A 1,289-nucleotide genomic window follows, 5' to 3' on the forward strand; every position below is an offset into this window, starting at 1 on the left:
CCGCGCCTGCCCGAGCACGTCGCCCCACTCCTTGAGCCGGGACCGCAGCGCCGCGGCGGCGTCCCGGTCCAGGTACCGGCGGAAGGCGGCCAGCACGTTGCGCAGCCGCCGCACCGAGGTGCGCAGCCGGTGCACGGCGTCGGGTTCGTCGGCCAGCGCCCGCGGCACGTCGTCCTGGATCTGGCGCACCAGGTCGCCGATGGCGAGGGACAGCAGCTCGCCGGCGGTGTCAGGGCGGTTCGTGGTGGCGATCCCGCCAGGCTACCGCGCGGGTCGCGTCAGGAGAGCGGCGCCCGGACCACGTCGACGCCCAGCGCCTCGATCCGCTCGGTGTCGCCGTCGCCGAGCGCCGGGTCGCAGACCACCGTGTCGAGCTCGTCCAGCGACAGCACGCGGTACTTGGCATAGCTGCCGAACTTGCCGCTGTCGGCGAGCAGCACCGTCGTCGTCGCCGAGGCCATGGCGGCGCGCTTCGCCTCGATCTTGGCCTCCACGGGCGTGGTGACGCCGTGGCGCGCGTCCCACGAGCTGGAGGACAGGAACGCGACGTCCAGCGACAGCTCCGCCAGGGTCAGGGCCGCCAGGCGCCCGATGGTGGACTGGTTGTCGGGGTCCACGCGCCCGCCCACGCTGATCAGGTCCACGCTGGGGTGGTCCAGGAACGCGAGCACCGTGCTCAGGTCGTTGGAGACCACGGTGAGCCCGGTGCGCTGCTCCAGGAACGGCCGCATGGCCTGCACCGTGGTGCCGGCGTCCAGGTAGACGGTCATGGAGTCGGTGACCATCTCGGCCGCCGCACGGGCGATGGCGGTCTTCTCGGCCAGCCCCGTCACGGCCTTCTCGGCGCGCCGCGGCTCGTTCAGCAGCCGGGTCGCGAGGGTGGCGCCGCCCTGCGTGGCCTTGACGCGGCCCTGCTCGGCGAGCACCGCCACGTCCCGCCGCGCGGTCATCTGGCTGATGCCCAGAAGCTCGGTGATCTGCCGGTAGCTGAGCACCTGCTCCGTGCGCAGGTGCCGCAGGATCTGCTGCCTGCGCTGCTCCGGGATCAGGGCAGTCGTCTTCGCCATCGTCGCCTCCTGCGCGTCAGTCTAGAGTGCCGGGGTCCACGGGCTGGACCACCGCTGCGCCAGCTCACGGATGTGCTCCGGCGTCAGCTCCCGGCGCCGCGAGCCCGCCGTGAGCAGGGCGATCCGGCACGCCTCCTCCAGCTCGGTGGCGCGGTCCACGGCCTCGTCCAGGTCGGCGCCCGCGACGACGGCGCCGTGGCTCGCCAGCAGCGCCGCGCGCAG

Annotated in this window: 3 protein-coding genes; all 3 read right to left on the minus strand. The window is 73.8% G+C overall.

What is annotated here, in order from left to right:
• A partial coding sequence (locus PROKR_RS21860) for a CHAD domain-containing protein (RefSeq protein ID WP_157602450.1) occupies positions 1-252 on the minus strand: 252 nt, incomplete at its 3' end.
• Positions 253-278: 26 nt separating this feature from the next.
• Positions 279-1,067, minus strand: a complete 789-nt coding sequence (locus tag PROKR_RS21865) for a DeoR/GlpR family DNA-binding transcription regulator (RefSeq protein ID WP_036967437.1) — start codon at positions 1,065-1,067, stop codon at positions 279-281.
• Between the two features lie 21 nt (positions 1,068-1,088).
• Positions 1,089-1,289: class II aldolase/adducin family protein (locus PROKR_RS21870; protein WP_036967438.1), on the minus strand; the 201-nt coding region annotated here is incomplete at its 5' end.

This window comes from Promicromonospora kroppenstedtii DSM 19349 (genome assembly GCF_000515355.1).
In the GTDB taxonomy this organism is placed as follows: Bacteria; Actinomycetota; Actinomycetes; order Actinomycetales; family Cellulomonadaceae; genus Promicromonospora; species Promicromonospora kroppenstedtii.